Origin of the sequence: Klebsiella sp. 28 (assembly GCF_018223905.1) — a bacterium.
GTDB classification, from domain to species: domain Bacteria; phylum Pseudomonadota; class Gammaproteobacteria; order Enterobacterales; family Enterobacteriaceae; genus Klebsiella; species Klebsiella pneumoniae.
This window is the reverse complement of the sequence record NZ_JAGRQY010000026.1, coordinates 25996-47473: the sequence shown is the minus strand read 5'-3', so window position 1 is coordinate 47473 and position 21478 is coordinate 25996. Positions and strand designations below refer to the sequence as shown.

At 56.9% G+C, this 21478-nt stretch carries 19 protein-coding genes; 4 read left to right on the top strand and 15 right to left on the bottom strand.

Going from position 1 to position 21478, the window contains the following annotated elements:
- Positions 1-63 precede the first annotated feature (63 nt).
- The gene (locus KHQ28_RS05185; protein WP_002904810.1) at positions 64-312 is read right to left on the bottom strand and encodes a hypothetical protein; all 249 of its coding nucleotides are present in this window, start codon (positions 310-312) and stop codon (positions 64-66) included.
- Positions 313-608: 296 nt separating this feature from the next.
- Here KHQ28_RS05185 and KHQ28_RS05180 point away from each other — a divergent pair, with 296 nt between their 5' ends.
- Positions 609-2264 carry a bifunctional diguanylate cyclase/phosphodiesterase gene (locus tag KHQ28_RS05180; protein WP_032418975.1) on the top strand — a complete coding sequence of 552 codons (1656 nt, stop codon included), beginning with the start codon at positions 609-611 and terminating at the stop codon, positions 2262-2264.
- Positions 2265-2297: 33 nt separating this feature from the next.
- Here the strand turns inward: KHQ28_RS05180 and iroE are convergent, their stop codons facing one another.
- The 6 genes from iroE to KHQ28_RS05150 all read right to left on the bottom strand — a co-directional run bounded on the left by iroE (position 2298) and on the right by KHQ28_RS05150 (position 9603).
- Complete coding sequence (gene iroE / locus KHQ28_RS05175) at positions 2298-3233, bottom strand: siderophore esterase IroE (RefSeq protein ID WP_004224761.1); 936 nt, start codon at positions 3231-3233, stop codon at positions 2298-2300.
- Between the two features lie 218 nt (positions 3234-3451).
- Complete coding sequence (locus KHQ28_RS05170; protein WP_004179827.1) at positions 3452-3691, bottom strand: hypothetical protein; 240 nt, start codon at positions 3689-3691, stop codon at positions 3452-3454.
- Between the two features lie 416 nt (positions 3692-4107).
- A complete protein-coding gene (locus tag KHQ28_RS05165) occupies positions 4108-4551 on the bottom strand; it encodes a PTS sugar transporter subunit IIA (protein ID WP_002904819.1) in 444 nt (147 codons plus the stop codon).
- The gene (locus KHQ28_RS05160) at positions 4541-5986 is read right to left on the bottom strand and encodes a sugar porter family MFS transporter (protein ID WP_004143440.1); all 1446 of its coding nucleotides are present in this window, start codon (positions 5984-5986) and stop codon (positions 4541-4543) included. Before KHQ28_RS05160 ends, KHQ28_RS05165 begins: the two co-directional genes overlap by 11 nt.
- Before the next feature lie 744 nt (positions 5987-6730).
- A complete protein-coding gene (locus KHQ28_RS05155; protein ID WP_004151635.1) occupies positions 6731-8059 on the bottom strand; it encodes a 6-phospho-alpha-glucosidase in 1329 nt (442 codons plus the stop codon).
- Between the two features lie 11 nt (positions 8060-8070).
- Positions 8071-9603 (bottom strand): PTS transporter subunit EIIC, encoded by a 1533-nt coding sequence (locus tag KHQ28_RS05150; RefSeq protein ID WP_032418972.1) that lies wholly within the window; start codon positions 9601-9603, stop codon positions 8071-8073.
- A gap of 267 nt (positions 9604-9870) precedes the next feature.
- Here KHQ28_RS05150 and KHQ28_RS05145 point away from each other — a divergent pair, with 267 nt between their 5' ends.
- Positions 9871-10569, top strand: coding sequence for a GntR family transcriptional regulator (locus KHQ28_RS05145; RefSeq protein WP_002904825.1), 699 nt, complete (start codon positions 9871-9873; stop codon positions 10567-10569).
- A 5-nt stretch (positions 10570-10574) separates the two neighbouring features.
- Here KHQ28_RS05145 and KHQ28_RS05140 read toward each other — a convergent pair whose 3' ends face one another.
- Positions 10575-11318, bottom strand: a complete 744-nt coding sequence (locus KHQ28_RS05140) for a sulfite exporter TauE/SafE family protein (RefSeq protein ID WP_032418971.1) — start codon at positions 11316-11318, stop codon at positions 10575-10577.
- Positions 11319-11429: 111 nt separating this feature from the next.
- Between KHQ28_RS05140 and KHQ28_RS05135 the strand changes: the two genes are divergently transcribed.
- Positions 11430-12314 carry a LysR family transcriptional regulator gene (locus KHQ28_RS05135; protein ID WP_032418970.1) on the top strand — a complete coding sequence of 295 codons (885 nt, stop codon included), beginning with the start codon at positions 11430-11432 and terminating at the stop codon, positions 12312-12314.
- Positions 12315-12425: 111 nt separating this feature from the next.
- The gene (locus KHQ28_RS05130) at positions 12426-13301 is read left to right on the top strand and encodes an NAD(P)-dependent oxidoreductase (RefSeq protein WP_032418969.1); all 876 of its coding nucleotides are present in this window, start codon (positions 12426-12428) and stop codon (positions 13299-13301) included.
- Positions 13302-13383: 82 nt separating this feature from the next.
- Here KHQ28_RS05130 and KHQ28_RS05125 read toward each other — a convergent pair whose 3' ends face one another.
- The 7 genes from KHQ28_RS05125 to fabG all read right to left on the bottom strand — a co-directional run bounded on the left by KHQ28_RS05125 (position 13384) and on the right by fabG (position 21475).
- Positions 13384-14541 carry a sugar diacid recognition domain-containing protein gene (locus KHQ28_RS05125; protein ID WP_002904834.1) on the bottom strand — a complete coding sequence of 386 codons (1158 nt, stop codon included), beginning with the start codon at positions 14539-14541 and terminating at the stop codon, positions 13384-13386.
- A complete protein-coding gene (locus tag KHQ28_RS05120) occupies positions 14538-15713 on the bottom strand; it encodes a glycerate kinase (RefSeq protein WP_032418968.1) in 1176 nt (391 codons plus the stop codon). Before KHQ28_RS05120 ends, KHQ28_RS05125 begins: the two co-directional genes overlap by 4 nt.
- A gap of 13 nt (positions 15714-15726) precedes the next feature.
- Positions 15727-17097 carry an MFS transporter gene (locus KHQ28_RS05115; protein ID WP_004176181.1) on the bottom strand — a complete coding sequence of 457 codons (1371 nt, stop codon included), beginning with the start codon at positions 17095-17097 and terminating at the stop codon, positions 15727-15729.
- Between the two features lie 76 nt (positions 17098-17173).
- On the bottom strand, positions 17174-18052 hold the full coding sequence (locus KHQ28_RS05110; RefSeq protein ID WP_009308862.1) for an SMP-30/gluconolactonase/LRE family protein: 879 nt from the start codon (positions 18050-18052) through the stop codon (positions 17174-17176).
- A gap of 13 nt (positions 18053-18065) precedes the next feature.
- Positions 18066-19403 carry an MFS transporter gene (locus KHQ28_RS05105; protein ID WP_004199866.1) on the bottom strand — a complete coding sequence of 446 codons (1338 nt, stop codon included), beginning with the start codon at positions 19401-19403 and terminating at the stop codon, positions 18066-18068.
- Positions 19404-19538: 135 nt separating this feature from the next.
- Complete coding sequence (locus KHQ28_RS05100; RefSeq protein ID WP_004179834.1) at positions 19539-20729, bottom strand: thiolase family protein; 1191 nt, start codon at positions 20727-20729, stop codon at positions 19539-19541.
- Positions 20730-20740: 11 nt separating this feature from the next.
- On the bottom strand, positions 20741-21475 hold the full coding sequence (gene fabG, locus KHQ28_RS05095) for a 3-oxoacyl-ACP reductase FabG (RefSeq protein WP_004190119.1): 735 nt from the start codon (positions 21473-21475) through the stop codon (positions 20741-20743).
- Positions 21476-21478: the final 3 nt, after the last annotated feature.

Below are 21478 nucleotides of genomic sequence, written 5' to 3'. Positions count from 1 at the left end.
ATTTTATGCAGGTGTTAATTTTGCGTATTAATATTCTCCCGTCAGGCCGGGAATCCGAAGGATTTACAGCGCGTCAGTGAGTTTATCCACCACCACCTTACCCGCATTATCGAACTGCGTAATGCGGAAACTGTCGCTCCAGGAGCGGCGGGTGGTGAAGCGGTCGAACAGGGATACCCGGCCTTTGCGCTGGCCATCTTTACTTAAAATAACCCATTCGGTCACCGAAGAATAATGCTGGCTATTGTCATGCCGACTCTGTTGTTCAACAAGCTGGTCTTCTTTTTCCACTTTTAAATAATCACGCAACATATTTAACCTCCATAGAAAGTATTATTAACATTACTCCTTTTATTTATTCTTTCAATCAAACTTTTTAATCAATAAAAGTAACTATTAGTGGGCGACCTAAGTGCAAAAATCGCGGGGAATATCACTCCTTCGGACGGCCTGGTCCACTACGCTTAACGAGAGCGTCCGCCGCGCCTACTGCCGTATCCGGGTCAGAAAGAGGCCAACAAAAGGCCATATCCTTGTATTCTTAATAGGCGTAATTCTGCTATATCTAATGCGTTTTGCCACGACCGAGCCACAGAGAGCGCTGTACCATGAGTAACGATCACCTGACGGATATTGCCTATCGCCACTTTATTGAAAGCGTTAAAGATTATGCCATCTATATGCTGAGCGCCGACGGCACGGTCATTAGCTGGAATGAGGGCGCCCGCCGGGCAAAAGGGTACCTGAGCGACGAGATCATCGGTCGCCACTTCGGTCTCTTCTATAGCGAAGCTGAGCAACTCTCCGGTGTACCCGCAAAAAACCTGGAAATCGCCCTGCGTAGCGGGCAGTTTGAAGGGGAAGGCTGGCGGTATCGCAAAGACGGGTCCCGATTCTGGGCGCATGTCATGATCGATACCATCCGCGATGAGCAGAACACCCTGCTGGGTTTTGCCAAAATTACCCGCGACATTAGTGAACAGAAGGCGATTAACGACCGCATCGCCTGGATGGCGCGCTACGATGCGTTAACCGGTTTACCCAATCGGGTGGAGTTTTTTGAACGGGTGGAGAAGCTGATCACTGGAAATGATGCCCGCCGCTTTGCCATTTTCACGATCGATTTAGACAAATTTAAAGAGATTAACGATCTGCAGGGCCATCTGATTGGTGACCAGCTGCTGCAGCGCGTGGCGGGCGCCGTGCTCAAAACGCTGCAGAAGGAGGAGATGGTCGCCCGCTTCGGCGGCGATGAGTTTGTGGCCGTTAAACCTTTTTCCGATGAGGGGGAAGTGGATGCCTTTGCTGCGCGCCTGTGGCACTGCTTCAGCGGTAAGCAGACGTTTGCCGCGACGGAAGTGGTTCTCTCCGCCAGCATTGGCATCTCAGTCTACCCGGAAGACGGCACGGATATTAATACGATACTGAGCAATTCCGATCTGGCTATGTATCGGGCAAAAAGCAGCCTCGACCATAAGATTTGCTGGTATGAACGTGAAATGGATGACAAGACGCGGCAGCGCAATATGATGGCCGCCGATATCCGGCGCGGTATTCACGCCGGGGAGTTTTCGCTCCACTATCAGGCTATCCGCAACATCAAAGATCGTAGCATCACCGGTTACGAGGCGCTGCTGCGCTGGCAGCATCCGCAGCTGGGGACGATCCCGCCGGACGTGTTTATTCCCATCGCCGAAGAGAGCGGCGCCATCGTGCCCTTAGGTTACTGGGTGCTCGAGCAGGTGTGTAACGAATCGCTGGAAAATGGTTTGAACAGAAAAGTTTCGGTCAATATCTCTCCGGTGCAGTTGCGTCATCGTAGCTTTATCGAAAAAGTCCGCGAGATCCTGATGCGTACCGCCTACCCGGTCAGTCTGCTGGAGTTTGAGGTCACCGAAACGGCGTTTGTGATCAATAAACAGCTGGCGTTCAGCGTTCTGCATCATCTGCAAAAAATGGGGATCAGTATTGCGCTGGATGACTTTGGCACCGGTTACTCCTCCCTGAGCATGCTGCGCGATTTTCATTTCGACGTCATCAAACTCGACCGCAGCTTTATGACAGATGTGGAGAGCAACCCTCAGGTACGCTCATTCGTGCGAGCCATTATTTCGCTGGGCAATTCGATCAATACGCCGCTTATCGCCGAGGGGGTAGAAACGGCTGGACAACTGCAGATCCTCGAAGAGGAGGGATGTGACGAGATGCAGGGATTTCTGTTCGGCGAGCCGGTCGATATCAAACACCTGCCCGACCGGCGCTGATGCGCCCACCCTCCGCTGGTGGGCGTAAGGGCGTTACTGATGCGCAAGCGCTGCCTGCCCGGAAAGATGCAGCAGCGCCGAGCGCAGCGAGACCTCGAACATCTGACCGTGCGTCAGGCCGGGGTAGCGCCAGAAGGCTACGGTCAACCCTTTACTGGCAAGCTGCTGTTGGGTTTGACGCAACACCTCAAGCGAGGCCTCGTGCCCGGACGGTTCTCCACGGGCTTTACCGTCACCCTCGAGTAGGTACAGCGATTTCCCGCGAAAGCGGACGGCATCAAGACTTTGGCTTGCCTGCAAAGGCGATTGCAGGGCCTGACCTAGCGACGGGCTGGCGGAATAGTAGATCCCGAACGGCGAAGCCTTCCTCCACGCGTCGAGCACAAACAATCCGCCGTAGGAGTGGCCCCAGATAGCGCGCTGGTGGGGATCTATTTTCAGGTTAGCTTCCGTCTGGGGAACCATCGTTTCGGTCAGCAGTTGGCGAAAAACATCATTGCCCCCGGTTTTACGCGGCGGTAGCGCGGGTTTCCCGGCGCGAGGCTCATGCGTCTTTAGCGGTGGGGTGTAATCCCAGGCACGGGCTGCGGTATCAAAGGGCAGCGCGGTCTGGTAGCCGATAGCGACGATCACCGGCGGGGAGCCGGCGAAGAGCTGCTGCAGAAACGCGTCGTCGAGTTTATCCATCACCGCGTTGCCATCCAACATATACAGTACCGGATAGCCGGCGGCGGGCGGGGTTTTGTCCGGCACTGCGGTCCATACCCGGTAGTGACGTTCGCCATCGGCAGAGTCATACTGGCGTTGCGTAAAGTGGTAAAAAGCCGACCCTTTATCCGCAATGTTCGGCCCCAGCGGCTGAAGATCCGGCCGGGCAATACTGCCGCTGCTGTAGAAGAGTGCGCCAATCGCCAGCGTCAGCAGCCCGCTCGTACGACCTGTTGTGATGCTCCCTGAACTCAACTTCACCTCGTCTGTCCCCCTGTTTTGTTGCTTCTGGCGTTATTGTTGGGCTGACACGTTAGCACAGCTTTTATGATAATGGTTCTCATTTCTTTTTCTGGCGTTGCCACAAACTGTATGCTGGGGGAGCGGGTGACGGGATAAACGGAGATGACGAAGAGAAGGCCCCCTGTAGGCGGTCATAAAAGAAAATTCAGGAACGATCGTGAAGGTGACTCAACAGTTTAACCACCGCCAAGGTGAATAAAATTCAACAGAATGGTCATGACCACCCAGGCCAGCAGCAGATAGCGTCGTTTATCGCGTCGAGCTTCCAGCGCAGCAAAATAGTTAGCGCTGTACCAGGTTGATATGATAATAGCCAGCGTGATGATGACCTGCCAGATCGCCTCGCTGAAACCGGTGACGATGCTTATGCCACGAAAGCAGAGGACAATCGCAATACCGTTAAACGCATTACACATCAGCCATCCCCACAGACTTGCGGGTCGGCTAAATAAATATCCCAATCGTAAAACCAATGTCGTATTCACCCTGCTAAAATAATCGCGCTGTAAAATGCATTTTAACGATCGAACAGGTATTGATATAAATCAAAACTAATGGAATACCGCAGGAATCACTGGCGTACGGTGCTAACAGCGCGAGCAATAAACCTGAGGGTCAGTAGCTCTGAAGAATATTTAACTCATTGTTTTAATGGGATTTTAGTTATGAAATGCCTGCGCTAATGCGCGTACTTCAAGCAAGTAGCAATACGTTGGTTTCTCTGGTTATTATTGCCATTGAGGTTATAACGGGGAGAATCAGATTATTCGCCATGTTTGCTGGGCGAGGGGTGAAAATCCGACCGGGGCCAGAGCTCCGGTCGGTGTCATACTTAATGGGGCAAGGCGTTATGCTGCAGAATTTTCAGGAAATCATGTTTGTCAGAGATTAATGACAGTGCATTAGCGATCAGCTCATCGCTAAATATCGAGGCAATTTCCTTGAGTACGTCAATATGCTCTTTCTCTTTCGCGATCACGCCGATGGCAATAAACATTACATTGCTCCGATCCCAGATTACGCCATCAGGAAACTGATAGATCTCAATCCCGGTTTTAAGGATGATATCCGTCGCGGATTTCGGCAAATGCGGCAGGGTGATGCCATTGCCTAAAAAGGTCGAGACCTGATGTTCACGCTCCAGCAGAAAGTGGACACATTCCTGATTGACATAGCCTTTGGCTTTAAACTCCGCGCCGATCATGGCGATGACTTCCGCTTTATTACTGGCTTTGCAGCCAATATGCAGATTATCCAGCGTGATGTTATCGATCATAACCAACCTCCCTGGTGAGACGAGTGGATTTTTTATCTTCATGGTTTGCTGACAGCTCTGCTTCTAACTGCTCAAGCGATTTATTGGAGGTCTCGGGCAGGGCAAAGACCACGAAAAGAATGGCTAAATAGTTAATGGCGGCGAAGATAAAGAAGACCGGCCCAAGGCCCAGTTTTGCCTGCAGCAGCGGGAACAGATAGCTGACCACCGCGTTCATGATCCACATGAAAAATACCGAGATCCCCATCGACAGTCCGCGGAATTTCAGCGGGAACAGTTCGGCTAATACCACCCAGGTAATAAAGCCCATGGAGCCCTGCATCACGCCGACGAACAGCGCGCCCAGCAGCCAGATGGCGGTAGCTTTCAGGTCACCCACCAGGGTGTAATCGACAGCGGCGATAATCAGATGCAGGGTTGCCATAATGGCGAAACCGTAGATGATGATTGTCTTACGTTTGAAGCGGTCGACAAGGAACAGTACCCCGATCAGCATACCGCCCACGGAGAAAACACCGTTCAGCACGTTGCAGATCAGCGAAGTACGCTCTGAGAAACCGGCGGCACTCAGGATTTCCGTACCGTAATACATAATGACGTTAACGCCGGTGGTTTGCTGCAGTGCGGCCCAGGTAATGCCGACCAGCAAAATTTTGAGGATCCAGGGTGTTTTGACAATCGTCGCAAAGGTGCTCTGGGCGCTGTACTTATTACCAGCTTCAATTTTGATCAGGGTAGAGATGTCATCGTACTCCTTCTGCGCGCGTTCCGCCGGGCGGATTTGTTTGAGGATATGCAGCGCTTCATCATGACGATTTTTGCTGATCAGCCAGCGCGGGCTTTCCGGCGCGCGCCACATGCCAACGAACAGGCAGATGGCCGGAATCGCTTGTACCAGCAGCATATAGCGCCAGACGTCCGGCAGATGGCCCCAGATGATGCCAATGATCGCGTTGATGGCAAACGCCGCCAGCTGGCCAATGACGATGGCGACTTCATTCAGGCCGGTCAGCTTGCCGCGCATCTCGGTAGGCGCCACTTCTGAAATAAAAGTGGGGGCGGTGACCGAAGCGCCGCCGACGGCATAGCCCAGCAGGGCGCGGGCAATCAGCAGGGTAGTGATATCGGGGGCCGCGGCGGAAAGCAACGCGCCGATGAGAAAAACAAAGGAGAGAAAGAGTAAATATTTACGCCGGCCGAAGTAATCGGCAAATTTGCCGCCAAACACGCTGCCCAGCGCGGCGCCGACCAGCAGAACGCTCATTACCAGCCCTTCGGTGGTTGGGGTCAGCGCCATGTACTGCTTCAGTGAGGAAAAGGCGCCGTTGATAACGCCGGTGTCGTAACCGAAAAGCAGGCCGCCGAAGGTGGCCACTAAGGTGATCTGATGAAGTCGTTTTCTCTGTTGCTGGTTCAGGTTTGTTATAAATGACATGGTAGTCCCTTTATTTTGTTGAACGACACAAGATAAAAATACATCTCCCCAGTCAGGATTTATCACGCCTGTGTTGTCGTATCTAACTGAATTAAATGATTTTCTTCTTTGTGTAATTGCTCAGCACAAGGCAGGGTACGCTAAGCAATGGCGGTCAAAGAGGTTTACGGCTTGGTGTTGACATGGATGTAGTCGATATCCGTTCTCCTTTGCGGGTTAGCGGTCTTTAGTGCGTCAGTCGCGACGACATTTGCCGATGAACAGCGCTCTGGTGTGGCACGTTGCTGTCGCTCCGGCGATTTACCGTGGTAAGAATATGGCACAAAGAAATGGAATGAACATGCAACAAGATCACATTGTGAAAATTTAATTTCAATTCAGTGTTGCAGAATGGTAAATGCATGAAGCCAATCACAAAGGCTAAAGGGAGTATATCCCCATGAAAAGCAGGTTAAATTTACAGTGAGGTAATAACAATGTTGTTTTCAGTGGGTTAATGTAAATCGAAGAATACTACGCAGATCACATTTTTACGCCATAATATTTAAGAATAGAATTTATATTTCATTGTCACGATCGGGGCAAAATGAAGATAGAGGCCTTTTACCTCCGGTCTGAAGGGGAAATGAGCGGTTCGCTTTGCCCACGGGGGCGGAGGTTAAGGATGAATGCATCACCGGGGGAAACACCGGGTAAAAATGCAGAGAAGGGGGATTCTCTGCATCTTACCCATCACGAAAAAGATCAGTGCAGTGCGGGCCAGTAGCCTTCGTTGGCGACGATCAGTTCATCGAGGATGGCTTTCGCCACCGAAGCGCTGGGCACCGTTTTCGACAGGGCGATGGCCTGCCACAGTTTCTGGTAACTGCCCTCAATCCAGGCGTCAACCACCAGTTTCTCAACTGCTACCTGCTGCTCCATCAACCCTTTCTGGAATGACGGGATTTTCCCCATCGCCAGCGGTTCCGGACCATTAACGCCCACCAGGCAGGGGACTTCCACCATCGCCGTCTCATCGAAGTTGGCGATGGCTCCGTTGTTCTCGACGATCAACAGCATCCGCTCCTGGGTGTTAAAGGCGATGGCGCAGGCGAGGTCGACGATAAAGGTGGCATGGGCCCCGGCATGGAAATGCGCGCCTTCCGCCGTGCCGCGACGGGTGATCTCCCGGGCCATATCAAAGACCTCTTTTTCGCGTCCGGCCATCACCTCGTTGGCCCGCGTAAACTCCGGGTCGGAATGCGCCACTTCATAGTCCGGGTAGAGATAGTATTTCAGATAGGTGTTAGGCAGCGTTGTCGGATCGAGGGCAAACACATCCTTCACCTTTTTAAAGGTCTCGATCCAACTCGGCGCCTTATGCTGAAAGTCTTCTTTTGGGCTGCTGTATCCCTGCTCCGCCACGTGACGCTTCAGCGCCGGCATCAAATCGTTACCGGCTTTATCGGTGATGCTGGTCCACCAGCCGAAGTGGTTCAGGCCATAGTAACGAACGTTCAGCGCTTTGCGCGACGGCAGGCCGAGGATGTCGGCGAACAGACCCTCGATAGCCACCGGCATATCGCAGATGTTGATGATGCGCGCGTCGGGCCGCAGGCGACGGGTCGCTTCCGCGACAATAGCCGCCGGGTTGGAGTAGTTGAGCATCCAGGCCCCTGGAGCGTACTGCTGCATATAATCGACCAGCTCCAGCACCCCGGCAATCGAGCGCATACCGTAGGCAATCCCACCCGGGCCACAGGTCTCCTGGCCCGGCACGCCATATTTCAGCGGGATCTTTTCATCCTTTTCCCGCATCTCATACAGGCCAACGCGAATATGCGCCATCACGAAATCGACGTCGGTAAAGGCCGCCTGCGGATCGGTGGTATAGCTGAACTTAACCTGTGGAAAGCGTTCAGCCACCAGGATGGCGCAGGCGTCGCCGATAGTCTTCTGACGCTGGTGATGGTTGTCATACAGACGGATCTCCCGCAGGGGAAAGCGCGACATATTTTCCAGTAACATCATCACAATCCCAGGGGTATAAGTACTGCCGCCGCCGGCAATGGTGACCACAAAATTATCTTTCATTTACCACCTCGTTATTCAATAACACCCAGACTGGCGTTGACCGCCGTTCGAATTTTGTTAACTCCCAGGCCATAGATAACCTGGACATGGTTTCCTTTAATCAGCACGCTGCTCCCGCCGCTCTCTTTCAACAGCGTCTGCTGGATAAGGGCGGGGTCCCGCACATCAACCCGCAGACGGGTAAAACAGTTGCCCACCGCACAGACATTCTCTTTCCCTCCCAGCCCGGCAATCACCAGCGCGCCTTTATCCGGATGCTCGCTATTAGCCTGTTGCGAATGCTCATCTTCGGCTGCGGTTTCTCGGCCCGGGGTGAGCAGCCGCAGACGGGTAATACAGAAGGTGCCGACCAGGTACATGGTCGCGGTTTCCAGCAGACCGAGGGCGACAAACACCGGCCAGCGCGTCGCGCTGACTCCCGCCGGGAGGTTATAGACGACGAAATCGATGAGACCGTTAGTGGCGCAGACCCTGACGTGAAGCAGCCAGGCCAGCATCTGGAAAAAACCGTCCAGCAGGGAGTAGATAAGCCACAGCAATGGGGCGGTGAAGATAAAGAGAAACTCAAAAGGTTCGGTGATCCCCACCAGGACGGAGGTAACAATCAAGGGGATCAGCGTGACTTTCAACCGCTGCTTATTCTCCGGTTTCGCCGTACGGTAGAAGGCGAGCGCCATGCCGGCGGTGCCAAAAATCTTCACCATCCCATAGGTGAGGAAACGGGCGGAATCACTGAGCGCGTCAACGGGGTGGCGGGCGATTTCGGCCAGGAAAATAGGCTTAGCGCCAATGACGGTCTGACCATCGATCAGCAGCTGACCGCCGATAGAGGTAAAAACGAACGGCGACCAGATCAGATGATGCAGCCCGGTGGGGATCAGGAACCGGTTGAGAAAGCCGTACAGGAAGACCCCGATGGCGCCAAAGGATTTCATAAAGCCGGTCAGCGCCGAGATGCCCAGCTCCACTACCGGCCAGAGATAGACGGTGGCGATGGCGAACATGCCAACCAGCGGCAGCATCACGATCAGCACCAGCTTACTGTTGCCGTAGATCGACAGCGCGCCGCGAAACTCAATCCCAACCACGCGATTATGGACAAAGGCGACAGCGCAGCCAAGGATAATCCCAAGGAATACGCCCATATCGATAACCTGAAAACCGAAGATAAAGGTTTGTCCGCTGCCGTACAGTTGCGCGTTGGTGGCTCCGGTCGCCAGGCGATGGGTGAGGGTTAGCCAGCTATTATTCGCCGCCAGGTACATCAGCCAGGTCATGGCCGCCACGAAGGCCGCTTCGGCCTTGCGGGTTTTCGCCAGACCGCTGGCCAGCCCAAGGCAGAACAGAAACCCAAGATGGTTCATCAGCGCCCAGAGCATACTGGAGACAAATTTCCCCACCAGGTAGAGCCCGCTGCTTTCATCCACCCACAGCCGGTTGGTCGTCATGCTGAACAGGGCGATCAACAGGCCGATAGCTGGCAGATACAGCACCGGCCCGATCATTGCCTTGGAAAAGTCCTGAAGCTTTTTCACTCCAATCATGGTTGTCCTCTCGTCTTTGCAGACCGCTGTCATCACCTGATGAATAGGCTTATCAGACTAGGAGCAGACCACCGGGATCCCGAGCAGGAAAAGGGCCATCTGTGACGAAAGTCATATATATTGTTGCTGGACAGATATATAAATATGACGTGATTTATAGATGTGTCGTTGTTGATTTTTTCGCTGCGAGATAAAAATAATCATTTAATTACATGAGGTTATTCATGGTTACCGTTGACTGGCGCCACTCCATCGAGACATCTAAAAGTGATTTATAAAAAGATTGCCACTGAACTGCGGACCCGCATCAACAGCGACGACTATGCCGTCGGCGATATGCTGCCCAGCGAAAAAGCGCTCGCCGCGGAGCTGAAGGTCTCGGTGATGACGCTGCGCAAAGCGCTGGCGCTACTGGAGGAAGAAAAGCTGATCGCGCGGCGGCACGGCAGCGGAACCTGCATTGTGCGTAAAAGTAACTATCATGGCGGGGAACTGGAGGGCTTTAACTACCAGATGCAGGTGGTGGGCGTCACCAACTACCGTAACAAAGTTATTGAATTTACGCTGCTTGATGCCCCGCCAGCCATTGCCCAGCAGTTAAAGATCCAGCCGGGGGAGAAAGTGTATTACGTCAGACGGCTGCGGCTGATCGATGAGGTCCCAATCCTGGTGGAAAACAGCTATATCCCATTCGCCACCTTCCCCTGGCTCAGCGTGGGTAACCTCGAGCAGTCTAAGTTCAACTATTTCAAAAAAGAGTGCCATATCACCATTATCGAGAGCCACCGCAGCTATACCCCGGTGCTGGCGACCCGTGAGCAGGCGGAGCTGCTGCAGGTGGCGCCAAACAGCCTCCTGCTGCGGGTGCAGTCGATCAGCTACGCCCAGAACCGGGCGATCGTCGATTTCTCAGAGATCTACCAGAACACCAGTAAGTACAATGTGAAGCACATTACCCGCCGCTAGAGGATTCAGACCAGCCATCCCCGGGCGATCAGCTCTATCCCCAGCGCCAGCAGGAACAACAAAAAGCCCTGACGAAAGCGCTGCGGGCTGAGACGCGAGCGGATCCGCTGTCCCAGCCACATGCCGAGCAGCGCCGGCAACAGCGCCAGCGCCGACAATAGCCATGCATCATCATGCCAGCCATCGTGCAGGGCGAGGCCAGCCGCCAACGCCAGAGTGGAAAGGGTGAACGACAACCCCAGGGCCTGCACCAGCTCGTCGCGACGAAAGCCCAGCGCTTGTAGCCAGGGAACGGCCGGAATAACAAATACCCCGGTCGCCCCGGTGATAACGCCGGTCAGCCCGCCCATGAGCGGCGACAGCCACTTCTCCACGCGGCCGGAAACCTGAAACACCGGACTGCAGAGCGCATACCCGGCATAGACTATCAATGCGGCGCCAAGCCCCAGCGCCGACCACCGAGGATTGAGGCCGATCAGCAGTGAGGATCCGGCCAACGTGCCAATAATAATCCCGGTCATCATAAGCCAGAGACGGCGTACAATCTGCGCCAGCGCCGGGCCTGCCAGTAACTGCCAGAGATTGGTGAGCAGCGAGGGAAGGACCAGCAGCGCCGCTGCGGCCTGCGGCGGCATCAGCAGGCCAAGCAGGCCCATCGCCACGGTGGGCAATCCCATGCCGGTCACCCCTTTGACCAGCCCGGCGGCAATAAAGATCAACAGGAAAGAGATCGTGTGTAAATCGAACATTATGGCTCACTTTTCAGGGTAGAAAGGGGCATTGAAACAGCTGGTCGTGAGGGCCACAATGCGGTATGTTGGCCATAGACTACGGAAAAACCGAAGGGAAAGGAGGGCCTGATGCGACTGGATCTGGCCGATCTGCGGCTATTTATCGCCATCGTGGATACCGGTAGTATCACCGGCGGAGCGGCGAATGCCCATCTGGCCCTGGCGTCCGCCAGTGAGAGGCTGCGCAAGATGGAGGCCGAGATCGGCGTGCCGCTGTTGCACCGTCATGCCCGCGGGGTGACGATGACAGAGGCCGGGGAGGTACTGGCGCGCCATGCCCGCCCGCTTCTTGCGCAGCAGCAGCGTCTGCGCCAGGCGATGCACGCCTTCGCCTGCGGTCAGCGGGGGACGCTGCGCCTGTTCGCCAACACCTCGGCGATGTCGGCCTTTCTGCCGGGGAAGCTCGCCGCCTGGATGGCAGCGCACCCGGCGGTGCAGATCGAAACCGAAGAACGCACCAGTGCGGATATCGTCAGCTGTATCCTGGCGGGCGTGGCGCAGGCCGGAGTGGTGTCCGATGCGGTCGACCCCGGGCCGCTGCGCCTCGATCCCGTCGCTGACGACCCGCTGGTGCTGATCGTGCCGCCAGCTCACCCTCTGGCCGAAAAAGAGGAAGTGGCGTTTGCGGCGGTGCTCAACGAGCCGTTGGTCGCCCTCTATCAGACCAGTGCGCTACAGCAGCATATCGAACAGCACGCAGCTGAACTCGGCCAGGCGCTAAACGTTCGGATCAGGATGAGCCATTTTGCAGGGCTTTGCGAGATGGTGGCGCACGGCGCCGGCGGGGCGATCCTGCCGCGCGTTATTGCCGAGCGTTACCGGCAGCGCTATTCGTTTGCCGTCATCGGGTTACAGGACCGCTGGGCGCAGCGCCGTTTGTGCCTGTGCTACCAGGATGACGCCAGCCTGTCGCCAGCGATGCGCCGCTTACTGGAATGGCTTTGTCAGCCTTGAGAATATCAGTGACAGTGTCACTTTTCATGCCCGTTATTGCTACTGACATCCGTGCCAGAGATGCGATAGTAGAGGTCCGCTTTTATTAAGACGCGAATCAGGACAGACAAGATGAGTACATTACCAAAGGTCGCGGTGCTGGGACTCGGCGCCATGGGACACGCTTTTGCCAGTAACCTGCTGAAAAACGGCTTTACCGTTGCCGGCTGGAACCGTTCGCCAGCCCGCGGCGAAGATTTACAGGCGCATGGGTTATCTCTGCACGCCACGCCGCAGCAGGCGGTGGCCGATGCCGAGGTGATCATCAGTATGCTCGCCGACGGCGAGGCCACCCTCGAGGTACTGGCGCAAATCGCGCCCGCCTGTCAGCCGCAGGCGATCTATTGCCAGATGGGCACCATTGGCCTGCCGGAGACCCGGCAGGCCATCGCGTTGTTGCGGGAACTTCAGCCAGCGATGACCTATATCGATGCCCCGGTGTCGGGGACCAAAGCCCCCGCGGAGAAGGCACAGATCCTGGTGCTCGCCAGCGGGGATAGGGAAAAGGGCGCCGCTGCCGAACCGGTGTTTGCGGCTATCTCCCGCGGGACGCAGTGGTTTGGCGAGGCGGGCAACAGCCAGAAAATGAAGCTGGTCCTCAATGCCTGGCTGATTTCGATGATGCAGGGCATCGCGGAGAGCGCCCAGCTGGCGAAGACGCTGGGCTTCACCCCCGACCAGCTGTGGAGCGCCCTGGAAGGCGGCCCGCTGGCGGCGCCCTATGTCAAAGTGAAACTAGACGCCATCGCCAGCGAGCAGTTTACCCCGCAGATGCAGCTGGCGCATGCCCTGAAAGATGCCCGGCTGGCGCTTTCCCTGGCCGAGCCGCACACCATGCCGGGGCTGGAAAACATCGCCGAACTGTGGCAGCAGGCGGTGGACGCGGGATATGCCGGAGAGGATTTGTCTGCGGTATATCAGTGGCTGTCGCCGTCGTCAAAAGCGTAGTTTCCTACCCACGCCAGGAAAGAAGTGGCCATGGTGGCCACTTATCCTGGCGGATGGGGCATCAATTCGAATCTACCGTACGTTAGCTTAAGCTATCAATCCATTCGCTCTGGCGCGGATTCAGCCGGCGATAACAGTGTACCGACACCGCCAGCTGCGTCAGGTCGGTGAAGACCATCGGATCGAGCTGTATATGTTTTTTAATTTGCTGCAGCCGATAGGTGAGCGTATTACGATGAATCCCCAACAGCAGCGACGTTTTGCCCGGTTCGGCATTATTGGCAATAAAGCTGCTCAGGGTATCCAGCAGCACTTCGCCGGAATCATGCTCAAGCAGCTGGCGTACGTTATTGATAAAAAAATTGACCATATAGCTGTCTTCCAGCACCCTGAACAGGCAGAGCATTGCCATTTCGCGAAAGTAGTAGATCTGCCGCTGCGGCTGCACTTTGCTACCCACTTCGATCACCGAGCGGGCGAACCGAATGGCCTCGCGAATGTCCGGGGCGCTGTCCGCCTGCACGCCAATCCCGATATGGTAATGGCTTATCTGATTACTCAGTACAAACTCAATGCCCCGCAGCAGGGTTTCCTGGGCTTCGCTTAGCGCGTTGAGGATCAATATTTCATGGCTGCCCAGCAAAATAACGTCACTTACGCCGGAGAGCTGCGAGAATTCCCGCAACAGCGTACTCAGTATGTCGCTTAACTGATGCTGTTCGACCTGCACGGTCACTACGATCGGAACCCGCGGTGTATCAAAATCGAAACCAAGTTCCAGCAGGCGATGAAGCGCTTCTTGCCCGGCGGGCGTAGCCCCTTGTTCCAGATACTGACAAAACAAGGTGTCACGCAGACGTTGCCGCCAGTTGGTTTCCCGCATCTCTATGGCCTGGCGGACCAGCAGTTCGGCGGTGAGCACCGCCAGTTCAGCATAGCGGCTTATCGCCGCGGGATCGCCGCTGATGCCTACCACCATCACCACGCGATCGTCATAGATAATGGGATGATTAATACCAGGATGCACGTTGTGAAAACGCGCGGCTTCCGCGGCGTTGTTAATACAAATGCGTTTCCCGGTGCGTATTACCTCCCGGGCGACTTCATGCTGTTCGCCGATACGATGCCGTTCACCTGAGGCAATGATCTGTCCATGATGGTCAATCACATTCACGTTATGATGAATTATCGCCATTGCCCGGGCGACAATTTCATTAGCCAGCGCTGTTGTAATAATCATACAGTTATCCGCTTATGTGCCTCTCCGCGCCACCCGCTCAGAAAGGTTCGTAGAACATTCTCCGCGGCGTCGGCGAGGAGCGGTTCGCATGTGTTCATCGACTCTGCCAGCGCCATAGGGCGCTGGCAAATAGACCACATTGCGTCAATATGGTGTTGATATAATTGCCGGCTGCTCTCATCACGCCCGCCGCAAAGGGCCACAACCGGCACGCCATGGCGTGCGGCTTTGCCTGCCACGCCCACCGGGGCCTTACCAAAGGCGCTCTGCCGATCGAGCCAGCCTTCACCCACGATCGTCAGCGCGGCATCGCGAAGATGGTCGTCGGCGTTAAGCAGCTCCAGCACCAGGTCAATGCCCGGACGCAGCGTGGCGCCGGTATAGGCGATAAGCGCAGCCCCCATACCGCCCGCGGCCCCGGCGCCGGGCCGCTCGCTGACGTCGAATCCGAGGGTTTGCGTAAGCAGCTGGCTATAATGCGCCATTCCCGCCTCCAGCTCGCTGAGCGCTGCCTCGTCCGCGCCTTTCTGCGCCCCATACACCCAGGTGGCGCCATGCTCGCCAAGCAGAGGGTTAGTGACATCGCAGGAGGCCTGTATTTCGCTTTGCTGTAGACGCGGGTCCAGGCCGCTCAAATCGATGCGCTGAATATGCGCCAGGTCCTGACCTGCCGCGGGAGCCGGCAGCAGGGTGCCGTCCTTACGCCAGAATCGTGCGCCGAGCGCCTGGGCAAAACCGATGCCGCCATCGTTGGTCGCGCTGCCGCCCAGGCCGATAATCAAGTGCCGACACCCGGCGTCCAGCGCCGCCTTTACCTGTTCGCCCAGCCCGTAGCTGCTGGCCTGACGCACATCCCGCTGCGCTGGCGGCGTGAGTTCGAGCCCACAGCTTTGCGCCATCTCGATAATGGCCCGCTCGCCGGGCAGGATCAGGAAATCCGCCTGCAGGAAGAGCCCATAAGGCGAGGTACAGCGCTGCTGTTGCCACACCGCCCCTTTAAGCAACGGACTATCCGCCAGAGTCGACAGCAGTCCCTCTCCGCCGTCGGACACGGGCATTTCGACCAGCTCCAGCGTCTGGTCAACCCGGCGCAATCCCTGAGCTACCGCTGCGCAAGCGGCCTGCGCGCTGCAGCTACCTTTAAACGAATCCAGCGCGATAACAATCTTCATACGTTCTCCTGCGTTAATGCGCTTTGCGCGGCGTTTTATCGGTGGTCATGAGCTGTAATAACATCCCCAGCAGCGCACATCCCGCCATGGTAAAGAAGGCGTAGATATAACCCGCTGGATTTTCCCAGCCGCCGCCAAACTGAATGAGCCAGCCCATAAGCAATGGCGAAATGCCGCCGCCGATAAACATCGCCGTGGTGATGATTCCGTTAGCGGTCGAGGTGGCGCGTTCTTCGGCGGAATCCGACGCCATGGCGTAGTAGATAGGCCACACGGCATTGGCCACCAGGCCAAAAAATAGCTGAATGGCGATAAGGCGCGGCATATTGGTGGCGAAATAGAACAGCGCAATGCCGATACTCATCCACAGACCGCAGACGATCAGGGTTCGTTTACGGCCAAAGCTATCCGACAGCCAGGGCCAGATTACCTGACCCAGGGTACCGGTAAGCGTGAAGATAATACTCAGCCCGGCGGACGCCGCCAGCGACAGGCCGGAGACGTGATAAAGATACGGGGGCAGTACAACGTTAATGCCCATATAGACGATTTGCGTCAGCAGGGTATTGCCCGCCGTCAGCGAAATATTGCGGTTGCGCAGGGTGCGTAAAAAGGTCTTCATCCCTTCGCCTTTGGCGACATGGCTGCTTTCCTGCGTCGCCGGGCGCGTCAACCCCTGGCTGTCGATATGCTGATAAAGCGTGTTGATGCGGTCGGCGGTAGAATATTTTGCCCAGAAGATCATTAGCGGGATGGCGACGAGCAGCGCCAGCAGGAAGCAGTAGCGCCAGCTGCCTTCGCCAAACGTGGCAAGCACCAGGCTTGCCACCACGCCGCTCAGCAGCGCGCCAATCGGATAGCCGGTATGATGCACCCCCAGCGCAAAACCGCGCTTCTCTTTCGGCCACCACTCCGCGGTGTTGCTGACGCCGACGGGTTCGCCCCAGCCGGCCCCAAGGTTGACGCCCACGCGCAGCAGCACAAAGGCCGTCAGCCCGTGGCTGATCGCTTTAATCCCGGAAATAAAAGACAGCGCGGTATAGCCCAGCACCAGCGGTACCTGAAAGCGCGCTCGTTTCCAGCCAGACCCGTAGCGATCGCTCCAGATGGAGCCGGGAATATCCAGCACCGCAAGGGCTACCATGATCAGGGCGACGATATTGCCCCACTGTTCCGGCGAGAGCGAGAACTCCTTAGAGATGACCGGGCCAAGGCGCAGGATCATCTCGCGATCGTAGGCGTTAAGCACCCAGATTAGCCAGCAAACCAGTAGCGAAACCCAGGAGAAGCGATGTATCAGCCGCTTTTTGCCACGTTGTTCGCCGGCAGGTGTGTGATTGATTGTTGTCATAGTCGTGTTTACTCCGCGGCGTCGCGACAGCATGATGCGCGCCGCCTGGTGTCAGGGTCAGAGTCAGTTCGCCGGGTATTATTGTTATCGCGGCGAGCCGGTGGTTCGTTTAGCCGGCGAAGCGCCGTTCCGCTACGCCGGTCACGCCCAGGTCGTAAATGGCGAACAGGCTGCCGCGCAGCTGATTATCTTCCGGGAAGCGCGGCAGGGGCGGCTGCGCCATGGAGGTGACGTACAGCACATCAAGGTTTTCGCCGCCGAACATCACGCTGGTCACTTTTTTCACCGGCATCTCAATGATGCGATCGACCTTGCCCTCCGGGGTATAGCGCACCAGCTTGCCCGCGTAGACCAGCGCGTTCCACAGATAGCCTTCGCTGTCCACGGTGGCGCCGTCCGCCGCGCCGCCTTCGCTGCGATCGACATGGCAAAAGACCCGTTCGCCGGAAAGATCGCCGGTCGCGGTGTTGTAGTCCCAGGCGCAGATTTCGCCCGTCCAGGTATCGGCAAAATAGAACGTCTCGCCGGAGGGGCTCCAGCAGGGGGCGTTAGAGACGATAATGTCTTTCTTCAGCACGTGCAGTGACAGATCGGCGTCCAGGCGATATAGCGCGCCGCTCGGTTCCTCTTCGCGCATATCCATTGACCCGAACAGAAAGCGTCCCTGACGATCGACTTTGCCGTCGTTGAGCCGGTTAAAGGGTCGGTCCGCTTCCGGATGGTGCAACAGCGTCAGCTCGCCGCTGGCGAAGTCGAGCAGATGAACGCCATTCTGCAGCGCCACCACCGCGCCTTCGCCGTTCTGGCGCAGGGCGAAAGAGCCAATTTTCTGTCGCACGTCCCAGCTCTTGATCGCGCCGCCCTGCGCGTTGCAGGCGAACAGGCGCCCGTCGAGGCTGTCCACCCACCAAAGACGCTGCTGTTCGACATCCCAGACCGGGCTTTCGCCGAGTCGGGTTTTTAAATCCAGTAACACTTCAATGCGCATAATGGCCTCCTGATTACACTTTTTCGCCGTGGGCCTGTTTCGCCGATACGGAGCCTGGGGATGAGGAACTTTTGAGAAACAGGGACACCAGCGCACCGATAATCAGTAGCGCGACAGCGAACCATAAGCCGGACGTTGCCGCACCGGTGCGGTCCTCAAACGCGCCGAGAATAAACGGCCCGAGAAAGCCCCCGCACAGCCCGAGGCAGTTGAGCAGGCCGAAGCTGCCCGCCAGCATATGCCCGCTCATGATGGACGGGAGCCAGTTAAAGATGATGGATTGCATAGCGAAGAACATGAAAGCGGCCAGCGAGAAGCCAAGCAGCGCCACACCGTGGCCGGCAATGGCGCCAATCGCCATGCCGGTTGCCATGACCAGATATCCGGCCATCAGCATGCTGCGGGAACGCTGTTCCGTGCGGGCGAATCGCGGCAGCAGGATCCCACCCGCGGCGGCGGCAATCCACGGGATGGCGGTCAGCAGACCAACCTGCAGCGGAGTAAGCTGGCCCCAGCTACCGATGATCCCCGGCAGGAAATAACTCAGGCCGTAAACCGAAAACTGGTGGGTAAAGTAAATCAGCACCAGCAACAAAAACACTCGGGTGGACAGCGCGGTTTTCAGGGAGAAACGGCTCGGCGTATGGCGCGTTTCCTCGGCTTCTTTCGCCAGTACCGCGTTAATGGCTTGCACATCGTCGCTGTCCAGCCAGCGGGCGTCGGCTGGTTTATCCGGCAGTCTGCGCCAGACGACGAACGCCAGCGCTATCGCAGGCAGCCCTTCGATAAAGAACATCCACTGCCAGCCGTGCCAGCCGGACATGCCATCAAGGCTTAATAACAATCCGCCCAGCGGCGCGCCGATAATATTGGCCAGACAGACCCCCAGCAGGAACAGGCCGGTGGCTTTTGCGCGCTCTTCGCGGCCAAACCAGAGGGTGAGGTAGTAAATAATGCCCGGATAGAGTCCCGCTTCGGCGGCGCCGAGCAGAAGGCGCATCACGTAAAAGGATGTAGGCCCGGTGACAAACGCCATACCGCAGGAGAGGATGCCCCAGGTAATCATGATGCGAGCTATCCAGCGCCGTGCGCCAATCCGGGTGAGAAACAGGTTACTGGGGATCTCCAGCACTGCGTAGGTGAGAAAAAACAACCCGGCCCCGAGGCCGAATGCGGTTGCGGAAAGGCCGATATCCACCGACATGGTCGCTTTCGCCATGCCAATATTGGTACGATCAATAAAGCTGATGATGTACGCCACGATAAGCAGCGGCATCAAATGGCGGTAGATTTTTTTATGGGTGCGTTGCAGCTGCGTCCCGTTTACCGCCTTTTCATTTATTGCGGACATGGTTATTATTTCCCCGTATTCGTGGTCAGAAGCCTTGCCGGGATCGAGACGATCCCGTTCGTCAGCTCACAGGTTGTCGCCGGGTGCTGACCCGAACGACGCCCGGCCCGAAGCCCCACTTCGGGCCGTCTTTTGCTAAGCGCCTTCGCGCTCGAACAGCATAGAAATCCCCTGGCCGCCGCCGATGCACATGGTGACCAGACCAGTGCGTGCGCCGCTGCGCGCCATTTCATACATCAGTTTGACCGGCAGAATCGCACCGCTGGCGCCTACCGGGTGGCCGAGGGCGATCGCGCCGCCGTTGACGTTAACGCGGGCCGGGTCGAGACGCAGATCGTTCATCACCGCCAGCGCCTGAGCGGCGAAGGCCTCGTTGAGTTCAATTAAATCAATGGACTGCACATCTATATTGAGACGGTCCATCAGGCGTCGGGTAGCGGGAGAGGGACCAAACCCCATAATCTCCGCTCCGCAGCCGGCGACCGCCCAGCCGCGAATGCGCATGCGCGGGGTTAAGCCGCGTTTTTCCGCCTGCTGGCGGGTCATCATCACCAGCGCCGCCGCGCCGTCGTTAATGCCCGATGAGTTGGCCGCCGTCACCACGCCGTCGGCTTTAAACGCCGGACGCAGCGTGGCGAGCTTTTCACGCGGGGTGTCGCGCGGGTGTTCATCGGTCGCAAACAGGCGGGTCGCTTTTTTGCCGTCCGGCACCTCAAGGGCCAGGATCTGCTCGCGAAAGCGACCCTCCGCGATCGCCTTCAGCGCCTTCTGCTGGCTCGACCAGGCGAAATCGTCCATCGCTTCGCGGGTAATACCGAAGCGTTGCGCGACGTTTTCCGCGGTGATGCCGTTGTGATAAGGGCCTTCCGGCCAGGTGAGAATGGAGATCAGGCCATCTTCCAGCTCGCCGTGGCCCATGCGATAGCCATCGCGCGCTTTACGCAGGTAGTAGGGCAGCTGGGTCATATTTTCAGTGCCGCAGGCGACGACCACCTCGGCCTGGCCGCTTTGCAGCTGCATCATGCCGTCCGCCAGGGCCTGAAGTCCGGAGCCGCACTGGCGGTTAACGGAATAGGCGGTGCTCTCCTGCGGGATCCCCGCGCGCAGCTGACAGATGCGGGCGATAAAACCGCTTTCGGCGATTTGCCCGACGTTGCCGACGATCGTTTCGTCGATATCCTGCGGCGCAATCCCGGCGCGGGCGATCGCTTCGCGAATGACGGCGGCCCCAAGGTCATGCTGATGGGTATGTTTAAGACTGCCGTTAAACGTGCCAATAGCGGTACGGACGCCGCTGACAATCACAATATCATTAGCCTGGGTCATTGTTTTTCTCCTTACAGCACCATGCCGCCGCCGACGTTAATCACTTCACCATTGATATAGCGCGCGCCATCGGACGCCAGAAACGCCACGCACTCGCCGACGTCTTTCGCCTCGCCGGCGTAACCCGCGGGGATTTTGCTGATCATGATTTGCCAGACGTTTTCCGGTACGCCGCGCGTCATGTCGGTATCGATAAAGCCCGGGCAGATGGCATTCACCGTGACACCTTTTTTCGCCAGTTCGCGGCAGGCGGTTTTGGTCATTCCCACCACGCCGGCTTTTGACGCCGAATAGTTGGTTTGCCCGACGTTGCCAAGCCAGCTGGCGGAAGCGATATTGATAATGCGGCCCGCACCGCGCTCGCGCATGCGGATAGCGGCCTGCTGCATACAGAGGAAAGTGCCTTTCAGGTTAATGTCGATAACCGTGTCCCAGTCCGCTTCCGTTAATTTGTGCAGCATGGCGTCGCGGTTGATTCCGGCGTTATTCACCAGAATGTCTACCGGGCCAAACGCCTCTTCGGCCTGGGAAAACAGGGCTTCGACCTGCGTTTTTTCAGCGATATTGCAGCTGATAAACAGCGCCTGTGCGCCCGATTCGCGCAGGGAAGCGGCGGCGGCTTCGCCGTGTGCATCACGATCGGCGATAATCACTCGCGCGCCTTCCCGCGCAAGCACCTGGGCAATGCCAAAGCCGATACCGCGCGCGGCGCCGGTGACAATGGCGGTTTTACTGGCAAGTTTCATAGC